Annotated in this window: 25 protein-coding genes; 12 read left to right on the top strand and 13 right to left on the bottom strand. The window is 44.2% G+C overall.

Annotated elements, in window-relative coordinates; genetic code table 11:
• Positions 1-137 (bottom strand): FAD-dependent oxidoreductase (locus tag NI468_RS11560; RefSeq protein WP_253102010.1); only part of this gene is annotated, 137 nt, incomplete at its 3' end.
• A 186-nt stretch (positions 138-323) separates the two neighbouring features.
• Here NI468_RS11560 and NI468_RS11555 point away from each other — a divergent pair.
• From NI468_RS11555 to NI468_RS11535, 5 genes are all read left to right on the top strand, one after another.
• Positions 324-935 carry a DUF1285 domain-containing protein gene (locus tag NI468_RS11555; RefSeq protein WP_180038063.1) on the top strand — a complete coding sequence of 204 codons (612 nt, stop codon included), beginning with the start codon at positions 324-326 and terminating at the stop codon, positions 933-935.
• 48 nt (positions 936-983) lie between these two features.
• A complete protein-coding gene (murI, locus tag NI468_RS11550) occupies positions 984-1,856 on the top strand; it encodes a glutamate racemase (RefSeq protein WP_253102007.1) in 873 nt (290 codons plus the stop codon).
• Between the two features lie 116 nt (positions 1,857-1,972).
• Entirely contained in the window at positions 1,973-3,001 is a 1,029-nt protein-coding gene (locus NI468_RS11545) for a DUF4062 domain-containing protein (RefSeq protein WP_005267549.1), read from the top strand.
• Positions 3,002-3,066: 65 nt separating this feature from the next.
• Complete coding sequence (hemH, locus tag NI468_RS11540; protein WP_086044181.1) at positions 3,067-4,080, top strand: ferrochelatase; 1,014 nt, start codon at positions 3,067-3,069, stop codon at positions 4,078-4,080.
• A gap of 22 nt (positions 4,081-4,102) precedes the next feature.
• A complete protein-coding gene (locus NI468_RS11535) occupies positions 4,103-4,747 on the top strand; it encodes an MBL fold metallo-hydrolase (RefSeq protein WP_086044180.1) in 645 nt (214 codons plus the stop codon).
• Between the two features lie 40 nt (positions 4,748-4,787).
• On the opposite strand, the gene NI468_RS11530 is transcribed toward NI468_RS11535, so the two are convergent.
• Together NI468_RS11530 and NI468_RS11525 are read right to left on the bottom strand one after the other, a co-directional pair.
• Positions 4,788-4,970, bottom strand: a complete 183-nt coding sequence (locus NI468_RS11530) for a hypothetical protein (RefSeq protein ID WP_086044179.1) — start codon at positions 4,968-4,970, stop codon at positions 4,788-4,790.
• Positions 4,971-5,145: 175 nt separating this feature from the next.
• The gene (locus NI468_RS11525) at positions 5,146-5,319 is read right to left on the bottom strand and encodes a DNA gyrase inhibitor YacG (protein ID WP_004278554.1); all 174 of its coding nucleotides are present in this window, start codon (positions 5,317-5,319) and stop codon (positions 5,146-5,148) included.
• Positions 5,320-5,403: 84 nt separating this feature from the next.
• Here NI468_RS11525 and NI468_RS11520 point away from each other — a divergent pair, with 84 nt between their 5' ends.
• Positions 5,404-6,048, top strand: a complete 645-nt coding sequence (locus NI468_RS11520) for a class I SAM-dependent methyltransferase (RefSeq protein ID WP_171248517.1) — start codon at positions 5,404-5,406, stop codon at positions 6,046-6,048.
• Positions 6,049-6,052: 4 nt separating this feature from the next.
• Complete coding sequence (locus tag NI468_RS11515) at positions 6,053-7,252, top strand: TIGR03862 family flavoprotein (RefSeq protein WP_253102005.1); 1,200 nt, start codon at positions 6,053-6,055, stop codon at positions 7,250-7,252.
• Positions 7,253-7,402: 150 nt separating this feature from the next.
• On the opposite strand, the gene NI468_RS11510 is transcribed toward NI468_RS11515, so the two are convergent.
• Positions 7,403-7,990 (bottom strand): hypothetical protein, encoded by a 588-nt coding sequence (locus NI468_RS11510; RefSeq protein ID WP_004647351.1) that lies wholly within the window; start codon positions 7,988-7,990, stop codon positions 7,403-7,405.
• Positions 7,991-8,005: 15 nt separating this feature from the next.
• A complete protein-coding gene (locus NI468_RS11505; protein WP_253102003.1) occupies positions 8,006-8,782 on the bottom strand; it encodes a class I SAM-dependent methyltransferase in 777 nt (258 codons plus the stop codon).
• 113 nt (positions 8,783-8,895) lie between these two features.
• Here NI468_RS11505 and NI468_RS11500 point away from each other — a divergent pair, with 113 nt between their 5' ends.
• From NI468_RS11500 to NI468_RS11490, 3 genes are all read left to right on the top strand, one after another.
• Positions 8,896-10,167, top strand: coding sequence for a hypothetical protein (locus tag NI468_RS11500; RefSeq protein WP_253102000.1), 1,272 nt, complete (start codon positions 8,896-8,898; stop codon positions 10,165-10,167).
• Positions 10,168-10,291: 124 nt separating this feature from the next.
• Positions 10,292-10,489: a hypothetical protein gene (locus tag NI468_RS11495; protein ID WP_082180547.1), complete on the top strand. Its 198-nt coding sequence runs from the start codon at positions 10,292-10,294 to the stop codon at positions 10,487-10,489.
• Between the two features lie 89 nt (positions 10,490-10,578).
• Positions 10,579-11,535 (top strand): 2-hydroxyacid dehydrogenase, encoded by a 957-nt coding sequence (locus tag NI468_RS11490; RefSeq protein ID WP_243474294.1) that lies wholly within the window; start codon positions 10,579-10,581, stop codon positions 11,533-11,535.
• A gap of 68 nt (positions 11,536-11,603) precedes the next feature.
• Here the strand turns inward: NI468_RS11490 and NI468_RS11485 are convergent, their stop codons facing one another.
• The 5 genes from NI468_RS11485 to glyQ form a co-directional block, all read right to left on the bottom strand.
• The gene (locus tag NI468_RS11485; RefSeq protein WP_253101997.1) at positions 11,604-12,083 is read right to left on the bottom strand and encodes a hypothetical protein; all 480 of its coding nucleotides are present in this window, start codon (positions 12,081-12,083) and stop codon (positions 11,604-11,606) included.
• 229 nt (positions 12,084-12,312) lie between these two features.
• The gene (locus NI468_RS11480; RefSeq protein WP_004278545.1) at positions 12,313-12,702 is read right to left on the bottom strand and encodes a hypothetical protein; all 390 of its coding nucleotides are present in this window, start codon (positions 12,700-12,702) and stop codon (positions 12,313-12,315) included.
• Between the two features lie 69 nt (positions 12,703-12,771).
• Entirely contained in the window at positions 12,772-13,740 is a 969-nt protein-coding gene (locus NI468_RS11475; protein WP_044111799.1) for a hypothetical protein, read from the bottom strand.
• 69 nt (positions 13,741-13,809) lie between these two features.
• The gene (glyS, locus tag NI468_RS11470) at positions 13,810-15,879 is read right to left on the bottom strand and encodes a glycine--tRNA ligase subunit beta (RefSeq protein WP_253101994.1); all 2,070 of its coding nucleotides are present in this window, start codon (positions 15,877-15,879) and stop codon (positions 13,810-13,812) included.
• Entirely contained in the window at positions 15,879-16,862 is a 984-nt protein-coding gene (gene glyQ, locus NI468_RS11465; protein WP_004278542.1) for a glycine--tRNA ligase subunit alpha, read from the bottom strand. Before glyQ ends, glyS begins: the two co-directional genes overlap by 1 nt.
• Before the next feature lie 312 nt (positions 16,863-17,174).
• Here glyQ and NI468_RS11460 point away from each other — a divergent pair, with 312 nt between their 5' ends.
• Positions 17,175-17,981: a transglutaminase-like domain-containing protein gene (locus NI468_RS11460; protein WP_253101992.1), complete on the top strand. Its 807-nt coding sequence runs from the start codon at positions 17,175-17,177 to the stop codon at positions 17,979-17,981.
• A gap of 245 nt (positions 17,982-18,226) precedes the next feature.
• Positions 18,227-19,336, top strand: a complete 1,110-nt coding sequence (locus NI468_RS11455) for an HPP family protein (protein ID WP_253101990.1) — start codon at positions 18,227-18,229, stop codon at positions 19,334-19,336.
• Between the two features lie 37 nt (positions 19,337-19,373).
• Here the strand turns inward: NI468_RS11455 and NI468_RS11450 are convergent, their stop codons facing one another.
• From NI468_RS11450 to NI468_RS11440, 3 genes are all read right to left on the bottom strand, one after another.
• On the bottom strand, positions 19,374-19,808 hold the full coding sequence (locus NI468_RS11450) for a hypothetical protein (protein WP_253101987.1): 435 nt from the start codon (positions 19,806-19,808) through the stop codon (positions 19,374-19,376).
• Between the two features lie 168 nt (positions 19,809-19,976).
• Positions 19,977-21,389: an SLC13 family permease gene (locus tag NI468_RS11445; protein WP_253101984.1), complete on the bottom strand. Its 1,413-nt coding sequence runs from the start codon at positions 21,387-21,389 to the stop codon at positions 19,977-19,979.
• Between the two features lie 83 nt (positions 21,390-21,472).
• Positions 21,473-22,258 (bottom strand): sulfite exporter TauE/SafE family protein, encoded by a 786-nt coding sequence (locus NI468_RS11440; RefSeq protein ID WP_253101981.1) that lies wholly within the window; start codon positions 22,256-22,258, stop codon positions 21,473-21,475.
• Between the last annotated feature and the right edge of the window lie 149 nt (positions 22,259-22,407).

The raw sequence follows: 22,407 nt of genomic DNA, 5'->3' as shown, positions 1-22,407 counted from the left end.
ACGACACAAACGGACAAATCGTTTAAGTTGTTTTCAATTGCAAGTTGACGGATTTTGATCGCAGCAGAAAGACCCGCAGGGCCTGCGCCTACGATGACGACGTCAAACTCCATCGATTCACGTTCGATGTGTTCCATGTAGGACTCCTCATATTACTATTCGGTGGCAACCATAACCGGATGGTTGGGTGCTGCCATAAGTGTTCTTGGTTCCTAGACACAAAAATGCTGGTGTCTTTGATAATCTGGGCTAGTATAGTTTTAAAGCCGGTTTTAGCCAATTGGCTGAAACATATTATTTTTCCGTCATTAAGGTCTTCTTTTATGGATAAGCCAGTACCCAGCACAAATCCGACGAAAAAAGTAACTTATCCCGATGATAAAAATTTAATGGATATCGCACAATACTTAAAAGATGCACAGGGCAGTCACAAAAGGTCAATTCCCCCTTTGGAGCAATGGCAGCCAAAGCATTGTGGCGTCATGGATCTGAAGGTTTTAGCCAACGGCGAATGGTGGCACGAAGGTCAATTGATCAAGCGTCAGCCGATGATTGACCTGTTTGCAACGGTACTCTGGAAAGAAAACGATAAATTCTATCTAAAAACACCGGTAGAAATGATTGAAATTGAAGTTGAAGATGAACCTTTATTTGTCAATCAGGTCGATCAGGTTGAAATTAATGGAAGGATTTATCTGCAACTGGGCACGACCACGCAAGACCTGATTGTTGTTGATGCTGAACATCCAATCTTTATGCGTGAATACAAAGGTGAGTTGCGGCCTTATGTGCATGTGCGTTTTGGGATTAATGCCCTGATTCAGCGTGCGGCATTTTTACATCTGGTCGAGATGGGAGAGCTTGATGAAAATCCGGCAGGCGAAACCGTTTTAAGTTTGAAAAGTGGTGATTTAGACTTGCATTTGAGCACCTGAGGTTTAAGCTTGATCGCTAGAAATTTCAAACAAGCTACCTGCAACGTTATGAGCGCTATTCAACCAATTTCCCAGTTATTAGACCAGATGCCCAATGCCACGGCAGATGCGCCTATTGGCATTTTTGACTCAGGCGTAGGCGGCTTGTCAGTCGCCCTGGAAATTGCCCGCCATTTGCCTAATGAACGCTTTGTCTATTATGCGGATACTGCGCATGTGCCTTATGGCCCGAGAGATGATCAGGAAATTCGTGCCTTGACGGCTCAGGCGATTGAATGGCTTTATCGTCAAGGTTGTAAAGTTGCGGTGGTGGCTTGTAATACCGCTTCCGCTTTTAGTCTGGATTATTTGCGTGACTATTATGGTGAAAACTTTCCGATTATCGGTTTAGTACCCGCACTTAAACCGGCCGTCCTGAATACCCAGTCGAAAACTGTGGCGGTATTGGCCACGCCTGCAACCTTCCGCGGCCAGCTGATTAAAGATGTCATTTCCCGTTTTGCCGAACCGGCTCAAGTCAAAGTCCTGCCTGTGACCAGTCTGGATCTGGTGCCTTTTGTTGAGGCTGGAGAGCAGATGAGTGCAGCCTGTTTGCAGACATTAAAAGAGATTTTACAACCAGTTGTAGATCAGGGCGCTGATTATTTAGTATTAGGATGTACACATTACCCCTTCCTAAAATCGTCAATTCAGTATATTTTTGGTCAAAAGCTGACATTAATTGACTCAGGATTCGCGGTTGCAAGACAAACGGCCCGAATTTTAATTAAAAATGGGTTATTATTTGAGCATGAGTCTAAAGAAAGCGTGAAAATTGAATTGGTGGTGAGTGGGCAGAATGCTGAACAGCTCCGACCGATTTTGCAGCACCTGATTCCGGCCGATTTAAAATGGCAGGTCAGTAATATGAGTGCAGTTTAAAACTCATTTTTATAATTTAAAAAGAAAGATATTTTGATTCTGGGGTGGCCATATTGGGTAAAGAAGCATGTGATGATGCATTTTTTACGCAAATGTACAGGAGAAGAGGATAGCCCATGCTGGATAAACGGTACCAAGTGTTCATCTCAACCTCGGGGGCAGAAATGCAACCGGAGCGTATCATTCTGTCTCAAACACTGGTAGGAATGGGGTTTTTCTCGTGGGGACTGGAACAGCGTACACCGCTGAATACTGCATTTGCACGCCGCCAGATTGATGACTGTGATTATGTCGTGATTCTGCTGGGAAGCCAGTATGGGGAGCAGTCGGTATCGGGTGTCGGCTATATGCATCTCGAATATATTTATGCAGTGACCAAGCAAAAACCGATTATTGTGTTTATGCATGATGATCCGGCATCACGTGAAAGTGCATTGCATGATGCCAAACCGGAATTACAGGAAAAATTCAAGGAATTCCGTCAACTGTTACAGCAGGAAGTGGATCAGGTTTTTACTTACCGCAGCCTGCGCGATCTGGAAATGGCAGTGCGTTTTAACATGCCACAAATGCTGGAGCGCTATCCGGTGACCGGCTGGGTGCGTCCGCAAAACACCCAGGCGCTGCATGACGAGATTGATCAGCTGAAAGCTAAAGTGGCGCAACTGGAACGCGATGGCGGAACTGCAGAAGTCGATCCATTCCTGAGCCTGCCCAAAGTGGCGATGCATGAAATTTTTTCTTTTGAATACCGGATGCATGCTTATCAGGATGGTAATTTTAAAGAAATCAAAGTCCATAAAAAACTGACTTGGGCACAATTGTTGGCGTTATTGGGTTCAACTTTTGTCAATCCGACCCCTGAAGAGTTTTTCTCGAAGCGCATGAATGAATATCTGAATGAAACCGGTCTGCAGGATGCACGGGTGCAGATGCCGCGTGCGCATGCTGTCGCGCGTGCCCAGATGAATATTCGTGCCTTGCATAGTTTAAAAATTCAAATGCGCCAGAATGACTGGATTGTGCCATCCGGTCGTGATGACCGACAGCGCATGCTGTGGCAGATCACGCCAAAAGCGCAAAAGTTGCTGGACAGCAGCTTGCTGGATTTAGATCGCACTTTTCAATATAAGTCAGCGTATTAATCCATAGAGAGAATAAATAAAAAGCTGTTAAAGTACAGGGGTTGATATCCTGACGGACGAACTGAATGTATTCTCCTGCTAAAGCGAAAGTGACGATTATATTGGCAAACTTGGGCACACCAGATGAGCCTACGATTCCAGCGGTACGCCGTTTCCTCAAGCAGTTTTTATCTGATCAGCGTGTGATTGAAATTCCCAAACCGATCTGGCAAATCATTCTGCGCTTATTCATTTTGCCTTTCCGTCCAAAGCGGGTATCACAGGCCTATGCGCAAGTATGGGGACAGGATTCGCCGATGCGTGAAATTCTGTTTGAGCAGGTCGCAGCAGTCAAGACGCATCTCACCCAGCTTTATCCGCAGTTTGAACTGAATGTGGTACCTGCAATGACCTACGGCAATCCGAATATTCAGGATGTCTTGGCACAGGTCTCAGCGCAGCCACAGGAACACGTGATTCTATTTCCCTTGTTTCCACAATATTCTGCCACTTCGACCGCACCTCTATACGATGCAGTGGCGAAATGGGTGGTGAAACAGCGCAATTTACCCGGTTTGACAGTGATCCGGGATTATTATCAACATCCTTTATTTATCCAGTCGCTGGCTCAAAGTGTACGTGACTATCAGGCAATTCATGGTCAGCCAGAGAAATTGTTAATGTCTTTCCACGGCATTCCACAGCCCTATGCCGATAAAGGTGATCCTTATGCCGACCGTTGCCGCATCACGGGCAAGCTGTTAGCTAAAACCCTTGGTTTAAGCGAAGATCAATATGCGATCAGCTTCCAGTCACGTTTTGGCAAGCAGGAATGGATCAAGCCCTATACCGATGTTTTGCTCGAAGATTGGGCCAAGCAAGGGGTGAAATCAGTTCAAGTGATGAGTCCGGCATTTTCCGCGGACTGTCTGGAAACGCTTGAAGAGCTGGCAATCGAAAATGCCGAGACTTTTAAAGCAATAGGCGGAGAAAGCTATAGCTATATTCCGGCATTAAATAGCCGTGAAGATCATTTGCGATTGCTCAACAGTCTACTACAGGCTAATCTGGATGCATTGACACAGACACTTGCCCATTAACTTGCCCGAGGTTTTTCACCCCATGTTACAAGTCAAAATTGTTCCAGTTACTGCATTTCAGCAAAACTGTTCCATCGTTTGGGATGCGGACACTAAAGAAGCCATTTTGATTGATGCAGGGGGCGAACCTGAAAAACTGAAAGCTGAAGTTGAAGCGCTGGGTTTAACGGTTAAAGCCTTGTGGCTCACTCATGGCCATCTGGATCATGCGGGTGCGGTGGGTGCATTAAAAAAGGCTTGGAATGTACCGTTGATTGGACCACATAAAGAAGATGCCTTCTGGCTTGACATGATTCAGGAAGTGTCTGCACGTTATGGCTTCCCGATTCCGGAAAAAGTCGAAGTGACCCAGTGGCTGGAAGGTGGTGAAGTACTCAAACTCGGCAATGAAGAGTTCGAAGTGCGTTTTGCTCCAGGCCATACGCCGGGTCATGTGATGTTCTATAACAAAAATTATGACTTGTTATGGACAGGTGATGTCTTGTTCAAAGGCTCAATCGGGCGGACTGATTTCCCGCGTGGTAACCATCAACAGCTCTTAGATTCAATTCAGCGAGAATGTTTCAGCCTGCCAGATGAAACCCAATTCATTTCAGGACATGGTCCGATTAGCACCATTGGTTTTGAAAAGCAGCATAATCCTTTTGTTGCAGGTAAAGCGGGTTAAAAGCGTAAATAAAAGACCAATACCATTTGGTCTTTTATTTTTATTCTGAAAAGGGATTATTACGAAGTTGACGCGTTTGCATGTGTATGAGCCAAGCGGCAAAAGCAAAAAGCACACCCAATACAATAAATAAACTATCTTGTTGGAAAATGCCGACTCCCAACGAAAGAAGTGCGAGTAGACCAACCCCAATTAATATGATTTTTAAAATAATATAACCCATATTATTGCTCTAAAAATAATGTGAAAATTTAGAATAGAACAATAATGCTAAAGCTTTATGAATGATGTTAATTCGTGTTGCTTTATCTAAGTAATTTTATAAAATCCATATGATTTATTTACTTAATTTCGACAAGATTCTGCTTTCAGACAGAATTTTCGACAGGGAAGACATTTTATTCTTCGCTGTTGTCGGCTTGTGGTGCATCCTGAGTAGGCAAACTATATTCCTCATTGGCCCAAGCGCCTAGATCAATCATCTTGCAACGTTCTGAGCAAAAAGGACGGAATTCATTATCTTCCCATGTGGTCAGCTTGCCACAGCGCGGACAGTTTAAAGTGGTAGGCATGGGACGACTCCAAAGAAAAATAAAGGTTCGATTAGGCAAATATAGCCGCACTTGTTAGACTTATGCGGTTTTTATTAGTTTGATCTGATTATGCCGATTCGTCAATTTCAAGCACAGCGTATGCATGCGCCCCGTGATTTTCAAAGCATCAGTCCTGAACCGGTCTGCGTCGAAGTGGGAGCTGGTAAAGGTAAACATGCCTTGTTATTCAGCAAGAACAATCCCGATACTCAACTGATTGCAATTGAACGTACCCGTGAAAAATTTCTGGCGATGCAAAAACAGCATGCTGTTGAGGGTCAAACTAATTTACAAACCGTTCATGCCGATGCTTTACCGTGGATCGTACATGCACTGTATCCGCAGCAGGTAGAACAATTCTTTATTTTATATCCAAATCCTGAACCGCATAATCCGGCACAGCGCTGGGTCAATATGCCATTTTTTGAGTTTCTGCTTTCACGCCTGAAAACCGGGGGAACGATTACTTTGGCCAGTAATATTCCTGCCTATATCGAAGAAGCAGAAATACAGGTGCGAGAGCTCTGGAAGCTGCCTTTTGTCAAAGAAGTGATTGCTGCAGATTCGGCGCGCACCCATTTTGAAATTAAATATCTGGAACGCGGCGAATTATGCCAGCAACTGATCATCAGCAAGCCTGAAAGTTATGTGACACGTTTTGATGATTTCCAGCCTTTGCAAGGGCAGAATGCCACCGTCTCGGAATAAGCAGATGAGCAAACGCATTGCTATTGTGGGCGCAGGCCCCGCAGGCTTAATGGCAGCAGAAGTGCTCAGTCAGTTTGATTATGAGCTGCATGTCTATGAGCAAAAACCGTCTGCTGCGCGAAAATTCCTGATGGCAGGCAAGACCGGCCTGAATATTTCCCATGCCGAGCCTGTGCCAGAGTTTGTACAACGTTATGATCAGGTGGAGTGGTTGTCCCCTTGGATCAAACAGTGGGATGCGGTCTGGATTCAAGACTGGATGAAACAGCTCGGTATTGAACCTTATATCGGTTCATCTGGCCGGGTATTTCCCACAGAGATGAAAGCCGCGCCCTTGCTGCGTGCCTGGCTCAAGCGTTTGGCCAGTCATGGTATCCAGTTTCATTACCGACATAAAGTCAGCCAGTTGCAGCAGCAACAGCTTGAGCTGCATGATCTGAAAAATAATGAATACCGCATTGAAGATTTTGATGCCATTATTCTGGCTTGTGGCGCAGTGTCTTGGTCAGCGTTGGGTAGTGATGGGGCATGGCAAGCCTGGCTGAAACCGGATGAAATTGAGCCATTTCAGGCCAGTAATGCCGGAGTGGAATATCCCTGGTCTCGGTTTATGCAGCCAGTCTTTGGTCAGCCGCTGAAACGTGTTGCAGCATGGGTTGGGCAAGGTGAAAAGACCATCGGCGATATCGTAATTAGCCATTACGGTCTGGAAAGTGGCCTGATCTATAAGCAGGGTCGGGGTTTACGCGAGCAACTAAAACAGGGGCAGCCGATGCAGCTGCATCTGGACCTCTTCCCAAATCAAAGCATGGAACAGCTTGCGCAAAAATTACAGCCAAGTAAGAAGCAGTCTTTAACTAATGTCTGGCGTAAAGCTGGATTGGACGGTGCCAAGGCGGCCTTAGTACGGGAATTGGTAGCCAAAGCGGTATGGCAAGATGCTGCTGAATTAGCCAAAAAAATTAAACATTTGACCCTTCCACTCACAGGTTTCCGCCCGATTGAAGAGGCGATTAGCTGTGCAGGTGGTGTCAAGCGTGAAGTGTTGTCAGAACAGCTACAATTGAAATCTAACCCACATGTATTTCTTTGCGGAGAAATGCTGGACTGGGATGCACCGACCGGCGGTTATCTACTGACAGCCTGTTTTGCCACAGGGCGTGCAGCGGGTGAAGGTGTGCATCAGTTTCTGACAGCAGATTAAGTCATTTTATAGCTAGGATGATCTAGTATTTATACTGAATGCAGACTCAACAGATCCGGCCTTGTTCATTCACGCTGTTTTAAAGCTGCCAGTTCAGCTTAGATTATTTTTGTATTTTATCTAAGCTGTGTGCCAATCTAGCATCCTAGACTATTCCTTCACTTGCCGGGAAGCTGGTTCTTTCTTGGCGAGATCCGGATATTGCGAACGCCAGCGTTCCAGTTGTTCTTGGGCGTGTAGATATTTCCCTAGACCTTTGACATTCTCACTGGCTTCATTCACGGGTGTAGCTTGAGTCTTGGGAGTATTGAGTAATTTGTCCTGATGTTCCCAGTATTGATACATTAAGCCCTGAATATAACGGCCCTGTTCGGTTTTCAGTTCTAAAGCCTTCAACATATTCAATGCTGACTGGACATGATCACGCTGACGTTGCTGGACAAATTCTTCTGTCATATTTTCATCATCGCGCATGCTGTTTAATTCTTTTTCCAGGTCGCTGCTCATTTCCTGAAAGCGCTGTTCATAATCCGTCAATGCAGCAATATCATGTGGATCATCGGCAGTTTTAGGGAAGTCTTTCAGTGGCTCGGTTTTCAGTTCCTGCATGACTTGATCTGAAGCCGTATTATCTGTTGTCGCTTCAGTCGGAGTTTCGGTCGTTTTCTGGTCACATGCCATCAGCAGCATGGCCGCAGCGAACAACAGCGTTCGTGTCATTCCTGGTATTTTATGCATGATCGCCTCCTGTTTTTAATTACTTTTCTTGAACACATAGATATGGGTGACATAAGGAAAATCGATCATTTCCTCTGCGCTTTTGGCTGTATATTGCTGGATGATCTGTTCAAATTGTTGTTTTAACTGTGCCTGCTGCTGTTCAGGCATGGCTGCAATAAAACTAGTCGAGAGCAGCCGCTTGGATACCACCTGCTCGACACTGCCATGCTGTTGCTGGGTCATTGTGGTTTCTGCATAGGGCTGAAATAGCGTTTGCTGTGCAAAGACCTCGCGCCAGGTGCCGCTATGATAGCGCGGCGTATCGCCTTCCAAGGGGGCAATACAATCGGCCAAGGCCTGAACCCAGTCTGTCCGAGTATCGCGCTGATTCCAGATTAACACCAGATACCCCTGCGGTTTGAGTACCCGGTCTAATTCTTGTAAGGTAGCAGAATCGGCAAACCAGTGAAATGACTGTGCACAAAATACCGCATTCAGGCTATGATCGGGCAGGGGAAGTTGATGGCTAACACCTTCAAGAGCATGAATGTCCGGATGCGCCTGTTTTAATTGAGCCAGCATTTCCGGAACAGGATCAATCGCGATAATGTGCTTACTGAGCGGGCGTAAATAGGGAATAAACTTGCCGGTGCCACTACCCAAATCCAAAAGATGCACATCTGCAGGCAAAGCCAGCGTTTCACTCAGCCATTGGCTGATTTCTGCCGGATAATCGGGACGCACTTGCTGATAGAGCTCAGCCGATGCACTAAAACCCCGTTTTGCTGCAGGATGTAATGATTGTGTCATATTTTGCGCTTTTTAATCTTTTTGATCGATATAAAATAGCATATTCACTTTTTTGACAGCGTTCATTGACTGAATTGTTGTGGAAGGGTTCGATTTACCAGCATGGGAAAGTTATGGACAAGCAGATTGTTTTTGAAGATGAACATATACGCGCGATTTTTATGCCGGGATCCTCTTCAGAACTGATTTTTTCATTTGGCGATTTGATTACCCGTGCCAAGGGCCTCAACATCAATGCAGAAAAGTCATTGGCGAAATTCGAGTTTAATGTGCTTGGCATTATGCCCAAGCATAAATCCTGGTTTCCGCAAGGTTCCATGTGGAACATGTTGCAAGCCATCGCAGATCTGATTGCGCCGTTTCAGCAGCGTATTGCCTATGGTGGCTCGATGGGTGGCTATGCCGCGATTAAATATTCCCGTGCCTTGGGCGTACAACGGGTGGTGGCGATGGTGCCGCAATACTCGATTGATCCGGAAGATGTACACGATGCCCGCTATAACATGTTCTATCAGCCAGAGCTGAATACAAATATGCGGGTTGCAGCCGAAGATATCGATAATGCCTGCGAATATATTATTGTCTATGATCCTTACTGTGCCGAAGATCGGGCCCATTATCTGAAATTAGAGGCGCTGATTCCGCATCATCATGTGCTACATTTGCCTTTTACCGGACATGATGCGATCGCAGTTTTGGCCAGTTCCGAGTTGCTCTATGACTTCTTGGTGCATGAATATGAGCCAAGCTATTTCTATCAGAAAATGCGTCGGGTCAAGAAAAACAGCAAGTTCTATTATCGAAAAGTGATTGAAAATGTCTTGCCACGACACCGGATGGCCTTAGGACACATTCTGAAAAATAACGATCTGCAACTGGATAACCAGTTTTTTGATGCCAGCCAGAAACAGGTAATTTTACGGGAACTTTTGCGCAATAAACAGGTTGATCAGCATGACCTGCTCAAACTGGGCATTCATGTGAATTTGCCGCAGGAAAATCGTCAGTTGCTGTTGGACCAGTATGGGCATGGTCTGGTATTTAATGTCATCAGCCATAAAATCGAAAGTTATGCAGAAGGCGCAATTGCCCTGAACCATAAATTCCTGATTCCGATTTATGCCAAAGGTAATGGTTTATTGAGCATTAACCTGAATGATGAACGTTATCTGGTGGTGATGAACGACCGGCATATCATGAAACTGATCAAGGAACAGGATGAGCTCAGTCTGGGTATGCACCCGATTTTAATGAAGCGTTATAGCGATTTTTATATGTTTAGCTATAAGCAGCTGAATCTGAGTACCAATGAGTATGGTGCTGCTGCTTTTATCAACGATAGTGACAAAAATACGCAGTTTATGACGCACAGCGAGATAGATTAACTAAAATTTTTATAAAAAACAATTACTTGACTTGTTATGAGCTTGGCATAATATAGAGATAAGCGGTATAAATAATAAACCAATTATATCGTTCCCGATGGTTGAAACGAAGAAGGGGATCTCTATGATGCAAGCGACTCGGATGATGCAAGTATGTTTTATCTTCGGTTTGGTTCTACCCAATCTGGCGCATGCAGAAACTGTGCATCCTGCAGTGATCATGGTCAGTGCGTCCATCATCTTTATGATTATTCTGTCTGTGTATGTGGTGTATCGAATTCGCAAGTCACTACGTAATCATATGGATAAACCGCTGGATTAATTGCATCAGGCTGGAAACAGGTTGAAAAGCCTCAATGACTTGTTTTAAATGACAGACATAAATTGTCAAACAGGATTGAGGGAATAGCCATGAAAGCCGTTTATTTAGACTATGCTTCTTTAGACCAGCAGGATTTGGACTTTCAGGCACTGCATGCAGTATTTGATTCACTGGTTTTGTATCCGGCGACCTCGGCTGCCGAGATTGCATCCCGTGTAGCTGGTTTCGATGTCATCATTACGAATAAGGTGATGATCGATGCAGCTACGATTCAGCAATGCCCTCAACTCAAACTCATTTTAATCTCTGCAACCGGCACCAATAATGTCGACCTTGAGGCGGCCAAAGCGCAAGGGATCGTCGTGTGTAACTGTCAGGCTTATGGCACTTCGGCAGTCGCGCAGCATACCATCATGTTGATGCTCAATCTGGCGACTTCATTCCTGTCTTATCAACGTGCATTAGAACAAGGCGAATGGCAAAAAGCCAGTCAGTTCTGTTTGCTGGATGCGCCAATTGTCGAGCTGGCCGGAAAAACATTGGGCATTGTGGGTTATGGCGAACTGGGTCATGCGGTGGCGAAACTGGCCGAGGCCTTTGGCATGAAAGTGCTTATTGCCGCGCTGCCAAATCGTCCGGCGGATGCATCCCGTATCCCATTTACCGAGCTGCTTCCTCAAGTCGATTTTTTAACTTTGCATTGTCCACTCACTGAAGATACCCACCATTTAATCAGTCATGCTGAACTGGATGCAATGAAAAGCAGTGCATTTTTAATTAACTGTGCGCGTGGTGGAATTGTTGATGAAGCGGCATTGGTTGAGGCTCTGCGTGCAGGCAAGATTGCCGGTGCAGCGACGGATGTACTCACGGTAGAGCCACCGAAACAGGGCAATGTACTACTTGATTCAACGATTCCCAACCTGATTGTGACACCGCATAATGCGTGGGGCAGTGTTGATGCACGACAACGGATTGTGGATCAGATGGTGGAAAATGTAGCAGCATTTAAACAAGGTCAGCCGATTCGACAGGTCAATTCATAAATCGTATCGATACAAGGTAATAGTTTTATTTTCTAAAAATAAGAAAAGCCCATCATGGGCTTTTCTTATCAATCGGTTACCGCATAACTGGTCGCTGAACCTGAATCAGATTGAGGCTGCATTTGTGGGGTGGTTGTTTGTTGTGGGGCAGCAGAGGACTCACTTAAAGGCTGCTGAACAATAGGCGCCTGCTGTGAATTGCCACGCCAAACTTCTTTGGTCTGCTGAATTTTCTGACCGGTTTGCTGGGCTGCCTGAGTTGCACCCTGATCTACTTTTTGCAGTGTATCCGAGGTTGCAGACTTGGTATTACTCCAGGCACGGTCTACCCCTGGCTTGATTTTAGCAATGCCTTTTTCCGTTGCTTCACCGACTTTCTCGGCAGTATTAATCACGCCTTCCTGTGCTTTATAAGCAAAGACATGCAGCAGGTTCGGATTTTCACCATAAGGCTTAACCGGTTTAGCAGACTGAGTCGTGGTTTGTGCAAATGCTGGAACAGAAAGCATCAAAGCTGTCGTTAAAATAATTGGGGTTTTGATATTCATTATGGATCGACCTCGAATTCGTCTAAGTGCGGTCTGAGTTTGTTTTTCAGTGTAACGGATAATTGGTCAAAAACAATGAATATCCTGTGAAGAGTGCAGAGCTTTCAGGTTGATCTGTGCCGAAATATTGTAATTTTTAAAGAAAGGGCAGTAGAAATTAGCCCAAGTGTCGAATTGATTTTTAGCAAAATAAAAGCCCTGTTCTTAGACTAGAAACAAGGCGATCTTTTTAGTCACATTGTGTCAGGGCATCTTTGGCGAAATGTTCGCGTAAGCTGACAAAGTTCTTCTGTACCCCTGCATCGTGCAGGTCAAATTTTTGTGCAGTGCTAGTACCGTCGCGCTGGAAAGTCGCTGAGCCGGCATCGATTAGAGTCATGCCTTTAAATGACCATTGTTCAATGACACGGTTATTGCCGATATCGCCGGTAAATTCAATCACGCATTTGTCGAGGAATTTGGTCAGTTTGGCCTTGTTGTTGGTCGTGGCTGGAACTACTTCGAGGTTTTGGACTTCCTGTAAGACGCCAACCTGAAGCTGTGGGATTTTGGGTGCAGATGTACAAGCTGTAACTGCGATACTCGCAAGACCAGTCAGAATGAGTGTTTTAAATTTCATATGATTCTTTCTTGTTGAGTGTTGTTAGTTTGAGTATAGGGAATTGTATGAAATTTCGCTACTTGGATATTAAATCAAACATACAGAACAGCCGAACCGATCTCTACTCCTAAAATAAGAACCTTTATAACCTAAAAGAGTAAGCATATATTGTCGCAGTAAATCACTTACATTGTGTAAGTCTTCAATTGCTGTTTGTGAATAAGTAGGATCTGAGAATGCTAATAAAATACCTTCGTGAATGATTTTATTTCGCTTTTTTAAAATAGTACTTATCTCAGCTCGTCGAATTCTAATAAATTCAAACATCCTTCTCGTCATTTCACTAGAACCACATTTTCCATACTTTTTGTGTATCCATAAACCAGTGTTTTCATCAAAACAATACTCAGTTTTGTCAGGGCATAAATGATTAAGATTTGGATAAGTTGGATGAGAAAAAGATCCACCTTTTTCTTTGTATCCCTGATCTTTGGCAAAAGTATATTTTAGATTTTCAATTAATACGTAATGCAAAATGAGTTTCGATTCTAGTGCTAAATGATACTTATTGGCTTCACATAAATATCCAAAAACAGTGGTTAAAAGACGAGTAGCTTTAATTTTTATAAATCTTTCATAGACTTGTTCAATAAAGAATTTTATGCATTTTCCTCTATTTTCAATAATGTATTTCGGGGGATTAATTAGGATAGCTGAGCAATTTAAGGATTCTATTTTTTGGTTGCTTATTTTGTAGTTACAGCGATAAATTGGACATTGTTGGGCAAAAGATAATAGCCAACATATATTATCTATTGTTTCTAAAACTTTTTCGATTTCTTCTTTAGGAATATTGTTAATACTGACAGTAGTAGTGATTAATGTTTGATTGCAAAAATTAATAGGTTTTAGATTAATATCATGTTGTTTGAATTTAAAACTATAACCATTGCAGGTTATGATCGTCGTATCTTTATATCCATGACCTGAATCATTAACTGAAAACTCCTCACCAGTCATAAACAGATTTATAAGATCAGCTTCTAAATTTATCATTATCCATTTTTTATGAAAAACCCCACTAATTTATAGCGGGGTTTTGTTTAAACTTCAAGCAATTAAAGCTTAGTGCTGTAACACCGAAATATCAGCCACTTTTGTAAACAAGTCACGAAGCTGAGCAAGCATACGTAAACGGTTTGCTTTCAGGTCAGCATCATCAGCCATCACCATTACGCCGTCAAAGAATGCATCCACTGGCGCACGAAGAGCAGCAAGTGCAGACAAGGCAGCAGTGTAGTCTTTAGCAGCAAATAACGGCTCAACCACAGGCGTGATTTTCGCAAGTTCAGCGAACAATGCTTTCTCAGCATCTTCAACCAGATTCGCTTCAACCACAGCACCTTCAGGTGTTGCTTCTTTTGCAAGAATATTCGCAACACGTTTGTTCGCAGCAGCAAGCGCAGCCGCTTCAGGTAATGCACGGAAGTGATTGACCGCATTTACACGTTTGTCAAAATCAAGTGGAGATTTTGGAGACAAGGCTTGAACCGCTTGAATCACATCAACAGCCACGCCTTGGTCTTCGTACTTCGCACGGTAACGACCTTCAAGGAATGCAACAGCATCCGCCAAAGTCTTGTCGTGATCTTTCAATACATCGCCATAAGCAGCCAAAGCCAGCTTGATTAGGTCTTCGATTGACACATCAAGTTCGTTTTCAGTGACAAGACGAAGAATACCAATCGCAGAACGACGAAGTGCAAATGGGTCTTTCGAACCTGTTGGTGCTTGACCAATACCGAAAATACCTGTGAGCGTGTCTAAACGATCCGCAAGGGCAATCGTTGTACCTGTCTTAGTTTTCGGTAAAACGTCGCCAGCGAACTTCGGTAAGTATTGCTCGCCTAAAGACTCAGCCACTTCAGCATTTTCACCTTCAAGACGTGCATAGTAAGTACCCGCAATACCTTGAAGTTCAGGGAATTCACCTACAAGCTCAGAGGTTAAGTCACACTTCGCAAGAAGGGCAGCTTTTTCAGCATCAGCAGCGTTAGCACCTGTAATTGGCGCAAGCGCAACAGCCAATTTCGCAATACGTTCAGACTTGTTCCAAAGCGTACCAAGCTCAGCTTGGAATACCATGTTTGCAAGCTTTTCTTTACGCGATGCAAGCGGTTGCTTTTGATCTTGTAAGAAGAAGAATTCAGCATCTGACAAACGTGGACGAACAACTTTCTCGTTACCTTCAATAATTTGTGTCGGGTCTTTTGACTCAATGTTTGACACAGTAATGAAGTATGGTTGAAGTTTATTGTCAGCATTTACCAAACAGAAGTACTTTTGGTTGTCCTGCATGGTCGTGATCAATGCTTCTTGAGGAACAGCAAGGAAGCGTTCTTCGAAGCTTGCACGAAGCGCAACAGGCCATTCAACCAATGCGGTTACTTCGTCACGAAGATCTGCAGGGACGATTGCAATCGCATTCACTTCATCAGCAAGCGCTTTGACCTGTTGATCGATGATGGCTTGACGCTCTTCAAAAGAAGCCACAACGTGAGCTGCTTTAAGCTTGCTTAAGTATTCGTCAGCGTGCGTTAAAGTGATCGCTTCTGGCGCGTGGAAACGATGACCAAAAGTCACGTTACCGGCTTTGTGATCTTGAATCGTCGCATCAACTACGTCGTTGTCTTTTAACAACACAACCCATTTCACAGGACGTACGAATTCAGTACGGCTCGCCGCAGAACGCATGCGTTTTGCAATTGGCAGGTTGTCTAAAGCATTTTGTAAAATTTGTGGCAATAAAACGTCAAGGCTTTGACCTTTTACGTCTTTTAGATAGCAAACTTTTTCAACTTTACCGGCTTGGAAAGTCGATACTTGATCAACTGTGATGCCTTGACCACGCATAAAGCCTTCAAGTGCTTTAGTCGGGTTGCCTTCAGCATCAAAGGCTGCTTGTTTAGCAGGGCCGTCAAAACGTTTTTGTGTGTCTGCTTGTGCAGCATCAACATTGACGATTTTAAGTGCAAGACGACGTGGTGCTGCATAAGCTTCGATTGAATCAAAAGCAAGACCAGCATCTTTTAAGCCTTTTACGGTTTCTGCATGTAAAGCATCACGTAATTTTTTTAAGCTTTTTGGTGGAAGTTCTTCACAACCCAATTCGAACAAAACGGTATGTTTAGACATTATTTGCTCTCCTTGTTTGCTTCTTTCGCTTCTGCTTCAACTTGCGCTTTTAATTGTGCCAACACTTCATCACGTAATGCGGGTTCAGCCATTGGGAAACCAAGTTCCGCACGTGCTGCTACATAACTTGTTGCAATTGAACGTGCCAAAGTACGTACACGTAAAATGTAACGTTGACGTTCAGTCACAGAAATCGCGCCACGCGCATCCAATAAGTTGAAGCTATGCGATGCTTTCACGACTTGCTCATATGCAGGAAGTGGAAGTTTCGCTTCAATTAAACGTGTTGCTTCAGCTTCATAGAAATCGAACAATTCAAACATTTTTTCAACGTTGGCATATTCGAAGTTATAGGTCGATTGTTCCACTTCATTTTGATGGAACACATCGCCATAAGTTACCGTACCGAACTGGCCTTTGGTCCAAACCAGATCGTAAACTGAATCTACACCTTGCAAGTACATTGCAAGACGTTCAAGACCGTAAGTGATTTCACCAGTCACTGGGTAGCATTCAACACCACCGACTTGCTGGAAGTAGGTGAACTGAGTCACTTCCATACCGTTTAACCAAACTTCCCAACCTAAGCCCCAGGCACCCAGTGTTGGAGATTCCCAGTTGTCTTCTACAAAACGAATGTCGTGTACCAGTGGGTCAATACCGATCGCTTTTAATGAATCAAGATAAAGCTGCTGGATGTTATCCGGGTTTGGCTTAAGCACCACCTGGAATTGGTAATAATGTTGCAAACGGTTCGGGTTTTCACCATAACGGCCATCTTTCGGACGGCGTGACGGTTGAACATAAGCGGCATTCCAGGTTTCAGGACCCAGTGCACGAAGGAAAGTCGCAGTGTGGAATGTCCCTGCACCCATTTCCATATCATAAGGTTGCAAAATGACGCAGCCTTGCTCCGCCCAGTAAGTTTGTAAGGCAAGAATTAAGCCTTGGAAGGTATCAATATGCGATATGGCGCGACTCATGGTCATCCACTTAAAATTAGAGAAAAATTGTGCTCAATTATAAGGACTTTGCAGGGGAGTGGCAAAGGGTTAATGTACGGATACTTTTTTGAAAAAAATAAAACAGGCTTAAAGGATACGCGGCATTTAGAAGCTTACTGCGATTTTAGCTGTACTGGCCGATACAGGCTGATCTGAAAATCAGGAATAAATCAGATGTATGGCATGCTGTTAAGCGGAGAGTCATAAAGTTCAACGGATCTCATACGATTGCGACTCTAAAATTAGTTTAATATTCACGCAATATAATAATGCTTAAAAATAAGGAACTTCATGACCACTTACCAAATTCAATGCCATTTAAAATACAAGGTCGTGCAACCGACAGAATTTATTTTTATGCTTCAGGCGGCACATCATCCTGATCAGAATATTCTCGAAGAAAAACTTAGCTTTAATCTGCCCGTAGCATGGCATGAATTCCAGGATACTCAGCATCAAAACCGTCATGTTCGGCTACAGGTCGAACCCTGTGAGGCTTTTGAGCTGAATTATACGGCGACAGTGGTTCGTCAACCGAGCCTCTCTCTGGAGCTACAGCAAGGTCTGAAAGAAGTAGCCATTCCTAAGCTGCCCGATGAAGTATTACCTTATTTGCTGGCCAGCCGTTATTGTAATTCAGATTTATTGCTGGAAATGGCGAAACGCTCATTTGGCTGGATGACACCGGGCTATACGCGTGTCAAGGCGATTGAACAGTGGATTTATAACAATATTTTTTATGTGTCTGGCAGTTCCGACCAGTTTACCACTGCCACAGATGTACTAGTGCATCGTGCAGGCGTATGCCGTGACTTTGCCCATTTAGGCATTGCGCTGTGCCGTGCCTTGGGAATTCCGGCACGCATGGTGGTCGGTTATGTGGAAATTGAAAAGTTTCTACCCGATTTTCATGCCATTTTTGAAGCGTATTTGGACGGTGGCTGGGTGCAGTTTGATCCGACCCGTTTGGCTCCGGTCGAAAATCTTATTCGGATCGGTACTGGAGTCGATGCCGGAGATGTGGCATTTTCAACCTATTATGGTGAGGTCGAACTGTTAAAAATCCAGCCTCTGATTCAACCTGAAATGAGCCAGTAGGTTGTTTTAAAAATTTTTTGAACAACGATTTAAGCAGCATGGTAAAAAGGATTTTTCTATGCAAATGACTATCGGTGATGAAGTGATCATTCTATAAAAAGTAGGATGAATGTTTTAACCTGAGTGAAATATTGTTTTAAAAAGCATGTATTCGCGAATGGTGAAAAGATGTAAAACACAGATGCCTTTCCTCCTGCTTGGTTCTATAATGCCCAAAATCTATAAACAATAAGATCAGGCGCATTGTGTTTCACTCCCATCTCGACTGGCTCAATACTTTAAAACCCAATTTCAAAGTCCTTCCACTCAAAGACCGGTTGCTCTGCGGAGCTGGCGCACTATTGGGTTTGGTAGTTTCGTCTTTGCTGAGTTTATGGATTCTGGGGGATTTTGAAGCCTGGTATATTGCTCCGATGGGCGCATCCTCGGTATTGCTGTTTGCGGTGCCGGCCAGTCCTCTGGCACAGCCCTGGAATATTCTGGTCGGGAATACCATTGCTGCGGTGATTGGGGTGAGTTGCGCTTTATTCATAGCTAGTCCGACTGAGGCTTTTAGTGTAGCCGTGGCCTTGGCGATCGTCCTGATGATGACCACGGATTCCCTGCATCCACCGAGTGGCGCCGTGGCCATTACCGCAGTGCTGGGTGGCCAGCCGGTGCATGAACTGGGTTATGCCTTTGTATTTTATCCGGTACTGCTCAATTCAATTTTGCTGATGGTGATTGCCATTGTCTTTAACCGAATGATTGGCAAGGATTATCCGCAGCAAGCTCAATTAAATACTCGTTCCAAGGATCCGACGCCGACCCAGAAAGTCACCATTCAACCGCAGGATATTCAGGAAGTGCTGGATCAGCGCACCGAGCTGCTGGATATCAGTGAATATGACCTGCAAAAAATCATTCTGGAGGCACAAAACCGCGCCAATGCGCGTGCGGTACATGAATTTAGCTGCCAGGATATTATGACGAAGGATGTGGCAACGCTGCATGAAAATGATGATATCCAGCATGCCCTGGACAAGTTCAAGCAGATGAACCTGATGAGCCTGCCCGTCGTCAATGCTAATGAACAACTGGTTGGCACGCTGGCGATGTATCAGGTGGTGGAATGGTTCAAGCGCGCTGCCGATGTGCGCAGCAGCTGGGAGTATCAGGTCAAACATATCATGACCCGTAAGGTAATTACGGTGCAGCCTTTACAACCCATTCAGGATCTGGTGCCGTATTTTGTTGAGCGTTCGTTCAACTATATTCCGGTGGTGAGCGAGCAGCAATTGGTGGGAATTATCAGTCGGGCAGATATGATTGCCGCACTGAATCAGGAGCTGAATCATTTTAAAATGAAAGTTTAAAACCGAATTAAAACGGAATTTAACAGAGCATGTGTGATCAACTCTGGTCAGCTTGCCGGCTGAGAAAACTGTAAAATAGTGCCATCGGCAGGGAAAAACACAGCAGAAACAAAAAATGGGAACTAAAATTTTCACTTGAAGGATGCGAGATATAGGCCAGAATCAGGGTTCCCAGTACGCAGCTCATTAAAATCGTCATAATATTAAACAGCTGATAATGGCGTAGCGGCAGGTGAGTCACCAATAGAAAAGGAAAGACCATCACCCAGTAAGTCAGGCAGACAAAGAAGCTAATAAAAAGCGCTGAAAACAGGCTCTTGAAAATGGAGAAAATCCCATAGCTGGCTTCATGAAATAGCGCATAAGGGAATAAAATTACAGCTATGATCAGAGGTGCAAGCGCGAGGTTAAATGTCATTTTCCAAGGGGAATTCTGGATCGGTTGAGAGATTAAGTGAAATATCCTGTCCACTATCTATCTGCTACTTTTTGATGTTTTTAATATAAAGACTTTATCTTTATCATTGTTAAAAGCATATTATTTTTCGATGAGAGAAAGATTCAACATATAGGCGATTGATACGACAAAGCACACCGGAGTGTGCTTTGTAGAGGGTGTGATGTTTAAGAGCGGTAATGATTAAATAAAGAACCAGTAAATAAACAGTGAAATAATAAAGATACACATGATATTCAGCACAAAACCAACTTTCATCATTTCGCTTTGCTGGATATGACCGGTTCCAAAAACAATCGCATTTGGTGGGGTGGCTACCGGCAGCATAAAGGCACATGAAGCACCAATACCAATGACGATCACCAGAATTTCTTTGGGCATTCCCATCTGATCCGCAATTGCGGCAAATACTGGTACTAGCAGGGCAGCCGAAGCGGTATTACTGGTAAATTCAGTCAGGAAGATAATAAAAGTAGCGACTACAAAAATAATCATCAGCGGGGAGGTATCACCAAAGGCATTGGCCAGAGTTTGACCCAGTACCAGCGAACTGCCTGAATCCTTTAGAATGGCACTCAAGGTCAGACCACCACCAAATAGATATAACACCCCCCAATCAGTATTTTCTGCAATCTGTTTCCAGCTTGCGGTACCCAGAATCACAACCATACAGGCAGCCGAAATTGCAATCCAGGTATCCGGCTGGGAAATACCAAAAATTTCAGTGAATTTTTTACTGAAAATCCAGGCAATTGCAGTACAAAGAAAGAGGATCATGGTGGCTATACGAGTGCTGGTCCAAGGAATATCTTCGGTCGCAAATTGTATTTTATGATTCAGTTTCGGACGTAGTACCAGATATAAACTGACCAGCATGGCAGGAAGAATAATGAACATCATCGGCAAGCCGATTTTCATCCAGTCGGCAAAATCATAGCCGAGGGCCTTGGCGGCAATGGCATTCGGAGGGGAACCGACCATGGTGCCCAGTCCGCCAATACTGGCCGAATAGGCAATGCCGAGCAGGATAAAGACAAAAGTTTTACGATCCTTGCTGACATCCAGATGTGAAAGCAAACCCAGAGCCAAAGGCAGCATCATGGCAGCAGTCGCCGTATTGGAAATCCACATGGACAGAAGCGCTGTCACGGCAAAAATTGCCATGACAGAGATACCCAGATGCCCTCTGGACATGGAGATGATCCACATAGCAATTTTCCGGTCCAGTTTCTGGATATGCAACGCCGTTGCCAGCGCAAAACCACCAAAAAACAGGAAAATGACAGGATCGGCAAAAGTGGCCAAAGCGGCTTGTGTGGTAATCGGAACCAGTTCCTCACCAGAGGCCATTGGCATGGCCAGCAATACCGCCATCACGGGGATGAGTAAAGCTGTAATCGTGATATGAATGGCTTCAGTCAGCCATAAGATACCGATAAAGGCTAAAAGGGCCAGTCCTTTATTGGCATTCTGGTCATAGGGCAGGTAAAGATATAAGCCATAGGCTACGATGGCTGCGACAAGAATAAGGATCCAGCCTTTCAGCAGTCCTTTGGGCATGGCATTGGTCGGGGTAGCTAGGTTGGTCTGAGTCATATGCTCTCCTTGCAAGGTGTTTATTTACGTCATTTTTATATGCCAGCTTTGAATTTGTAATTTTGATTTGTTTAAAAAATATCCTATTTAAAGATACTATAACCAGATTGTTGCAATAATCCAGCACTTTGCCAGAGAGCATACAAGCCCAAACCCAGAAGTAAAGCCAGGACAATCCATTTGAAGTGCTGCTGAGATAAACGATGGCGTATTTTGCCTCCAATCCAGACACCAGCAAGGGCGAATAAGCTGATCCCGATCAGAATATGCTGTTGATGGGTTTCCAGTGTGATCAGAATTGGAAACAGTAAAACCAGCTGGATCAGTTTACCGGCAATGAAATTGAGATTACTGATAATGACAATATCTGTTTTAGAGAGTTGGCAACTCATCAGATACATCATCAGAAAAGGTGCCATGGCATTGGTTGCACCTCCAATAATGCCGGCCAGTAAACCAAAACAGAGCATGCTGGAAATATGCGGACTAACTTGTAAGGGGCGTGCCCGTAACTGGTCCAAGACATAAAATATAATTACCAGACCCAATAACAGTTTTAAATAAGCCTCATTTAGCCAAAGTAATAGCTTGACCCCGAGTACACTGCCGACCAGGCTACTAAGCATTAATGGCCAATAACGTTTTATATAATAGCCAATACTATTCAACAGGCTATGCGCAGGGTCAGCATTCAGCATGATCAGATTCAGCAGCAGGCAGGGCAGAATGACAAGCGTAACCGCGATACTAAGCGGATATGCACTGGACAGAACAGCCGTACTCATCATGGGAAAGCCAAAGCCGCTTAAACCATGCAGCAGGGCTGCTAAGGCACAGAGCCACAGCATCATCCATTCTGCCTGAGTCATGTGAAATCCATTTCAAAAATTGGAATCTTGAACTTATCGTGAATTCAACTAAGAAAGAAAGTGAAAAGCTGTAATACAGCAAAGAAATAACAAAAAATATAGGCAAAAAAAGCCACGATAACTTGGGGAAATTACCGTGGCATCAAAAT

The sequence above is a fragment of the Acinetobacter lwoffii genome (assembly GCF_024129355.1).
GTDB classification, from domain to species: Bacteria; Pseudomonadota; Gammaproteobacteria; order Pseudomonadales; family Moraxellaceae; genus Acinetobacter; species Acinetobacter lwoffii_I.
The sequence above is the reverse complement of the archived record's forward strand: the minus strand, read 5'-3'. Positions and strand labels throughout refer to the sequence as shown.

Excerpts from the sequence above, each read along its gene's own strand:
- glyQ (WP_004278542.1), bottom strand. The coding sequence starts at position 16,862 with ATGAGTCGCGCCATATCGCATATTGATACCTTCCAAGGCTTAATTCTT.
- NI468_RS11480 (WP_004278545.1), bottom strand. The coding sequence starts at position 12,702 with ATGAAATTTAAAACACTCATTCTGACTGGTCTTGCGAGTATCGCAGTT.
- NI468_RS11500 (WP_253102000.1), top strand. The coding sequence starts at position 8,896 with ATGGACAAGCAGATTGTTTTTGAAGATGAACATATACGCGCGATTTTT.
- NI468_RS11505 (WP_253102003.1), bottom strand. The coding sequence starts at position 8,782 with ATGACACAATCATTACATCCTGCAGCAAAACGGGGTTTTAGTGCATCG.
- NI468_RS11555 (WP_180038063.1), top strand. The coding sequence starts at position 324 with ATGGATAAGCCAGTACCCAGCACAAATCCGACGAAAAAAGTAACTTAT.
- hemH (WP_086044181.1), top strand. The coding sequence starts at position 3,067 with ATGTATTCTCCTGCTAAAGCGAAAGTGACGATTATATTGGCAAACTTG.
- NI468_RS11510 (WP_004647351.1), bottom strand. The coding sequence starts at position 7,990 with ATGCATAAAATACCAGGAATGACACGAACGCTGTTGTTCGCTGCGGCC.
- NI468_RS11485 (WP_253101997.1), bottom strand. The coding sequence starts at position 12,083 with ATGAATATCAAAACCCCAATTATTTTAACGACAGCTTTGATGCTTTCT.
- NI468_RS11490 (WP_243474294.1), top strand. The coding sequence starts at position 10,579 with ATGAAAGCCGTTTATTTAGACTATGCTTCTTTAGACCAGCAGGATTTG.
- glyS (WP_253101994.1), bottom strand. The coding sequence starts at position 15,879 with ATGTCTAAACATACCGTTTTGTTCGAATTGGGTTGTGAAGAACTTCCA.
- NI468_RS11440 (WP_253101981.1), bottom strand. The coding sequence starts at position 22,258 with ATGACTCAGGCAGAATGGATGATGCTGTGGCTCTGTGCCTTAGCAGCC.
- NI468_RS11460 (WP_253101992.1), top strand. The coding sequence starts at position 17,175 with ATGACCACTTACCAAATTCAATGCCATTTAAAATACAAGGTCGTGCAA.
- NI468_RS11515 (WP_253102005.1), top strand. The coding sequence starts at position 6,053 with ATGAGCAAACGCATTGCTATTGTGGGCGCAGGCCCCGCAGGCTTAATG.
- murI (WP_253102007.1), top strand. The coding sequence starts at position 984 with ATGAGCGCTATTCAACCAATTTCCCAGTTATTAGACCAGATGCCCAAT.
- NI468_RS11445 (WP_253101984.1), bottom strand. The coding sequence starts at position 21,389 with ATGACTCAGACCAACCTAGCTACCCCGACCAATGCCATGCCCAAAGGA.
- NI468_RS11525 (WP_004278554.1), bottom strand. The coding sequence starts at position 5,319 with ATGCCTACCACTTTAAACTGTCCGCGCTGTGGCAAGCTGACCACATGG.
- NI468_RS11530 (WP_086044179.1), bottom strand. The coding sequence starts at position 4,970 with ATGGGTTATATTATTTTAAAAATCATATTAATTGGGGTTGGTCTACTC.
- NI468_RS11535 (WP_086044180.1), top strand. The coding sequence starts at position 4,103 with ATGTTACAAGTCAAAATTGTTCCAGTTACTGCATTTCAGCAAAACTGT.
- NI468_RS11545 (WP_005267549.1), top strand. The coding sequence starts at position 1,973 with ATGCTGGATAAACGGTACCAAGTGTTCATCTCAACCTCGGGGGCAGAA.
- NI468_RS11495 (WP_082180547.1), top strand. The coding sequence starts at position 10,292 with ATGATGCAAGCGACTCGGATGATGCAAGTATGTTTTATCTTCGGTTTG.
- NI468_RS11475 (WP_044111799.1), bottom strand. The coding sequence starts at position 13,740 with ATGATAAATTTAGAAGCTGATCTTATAAATCTGTTTATGACTGGTGAG.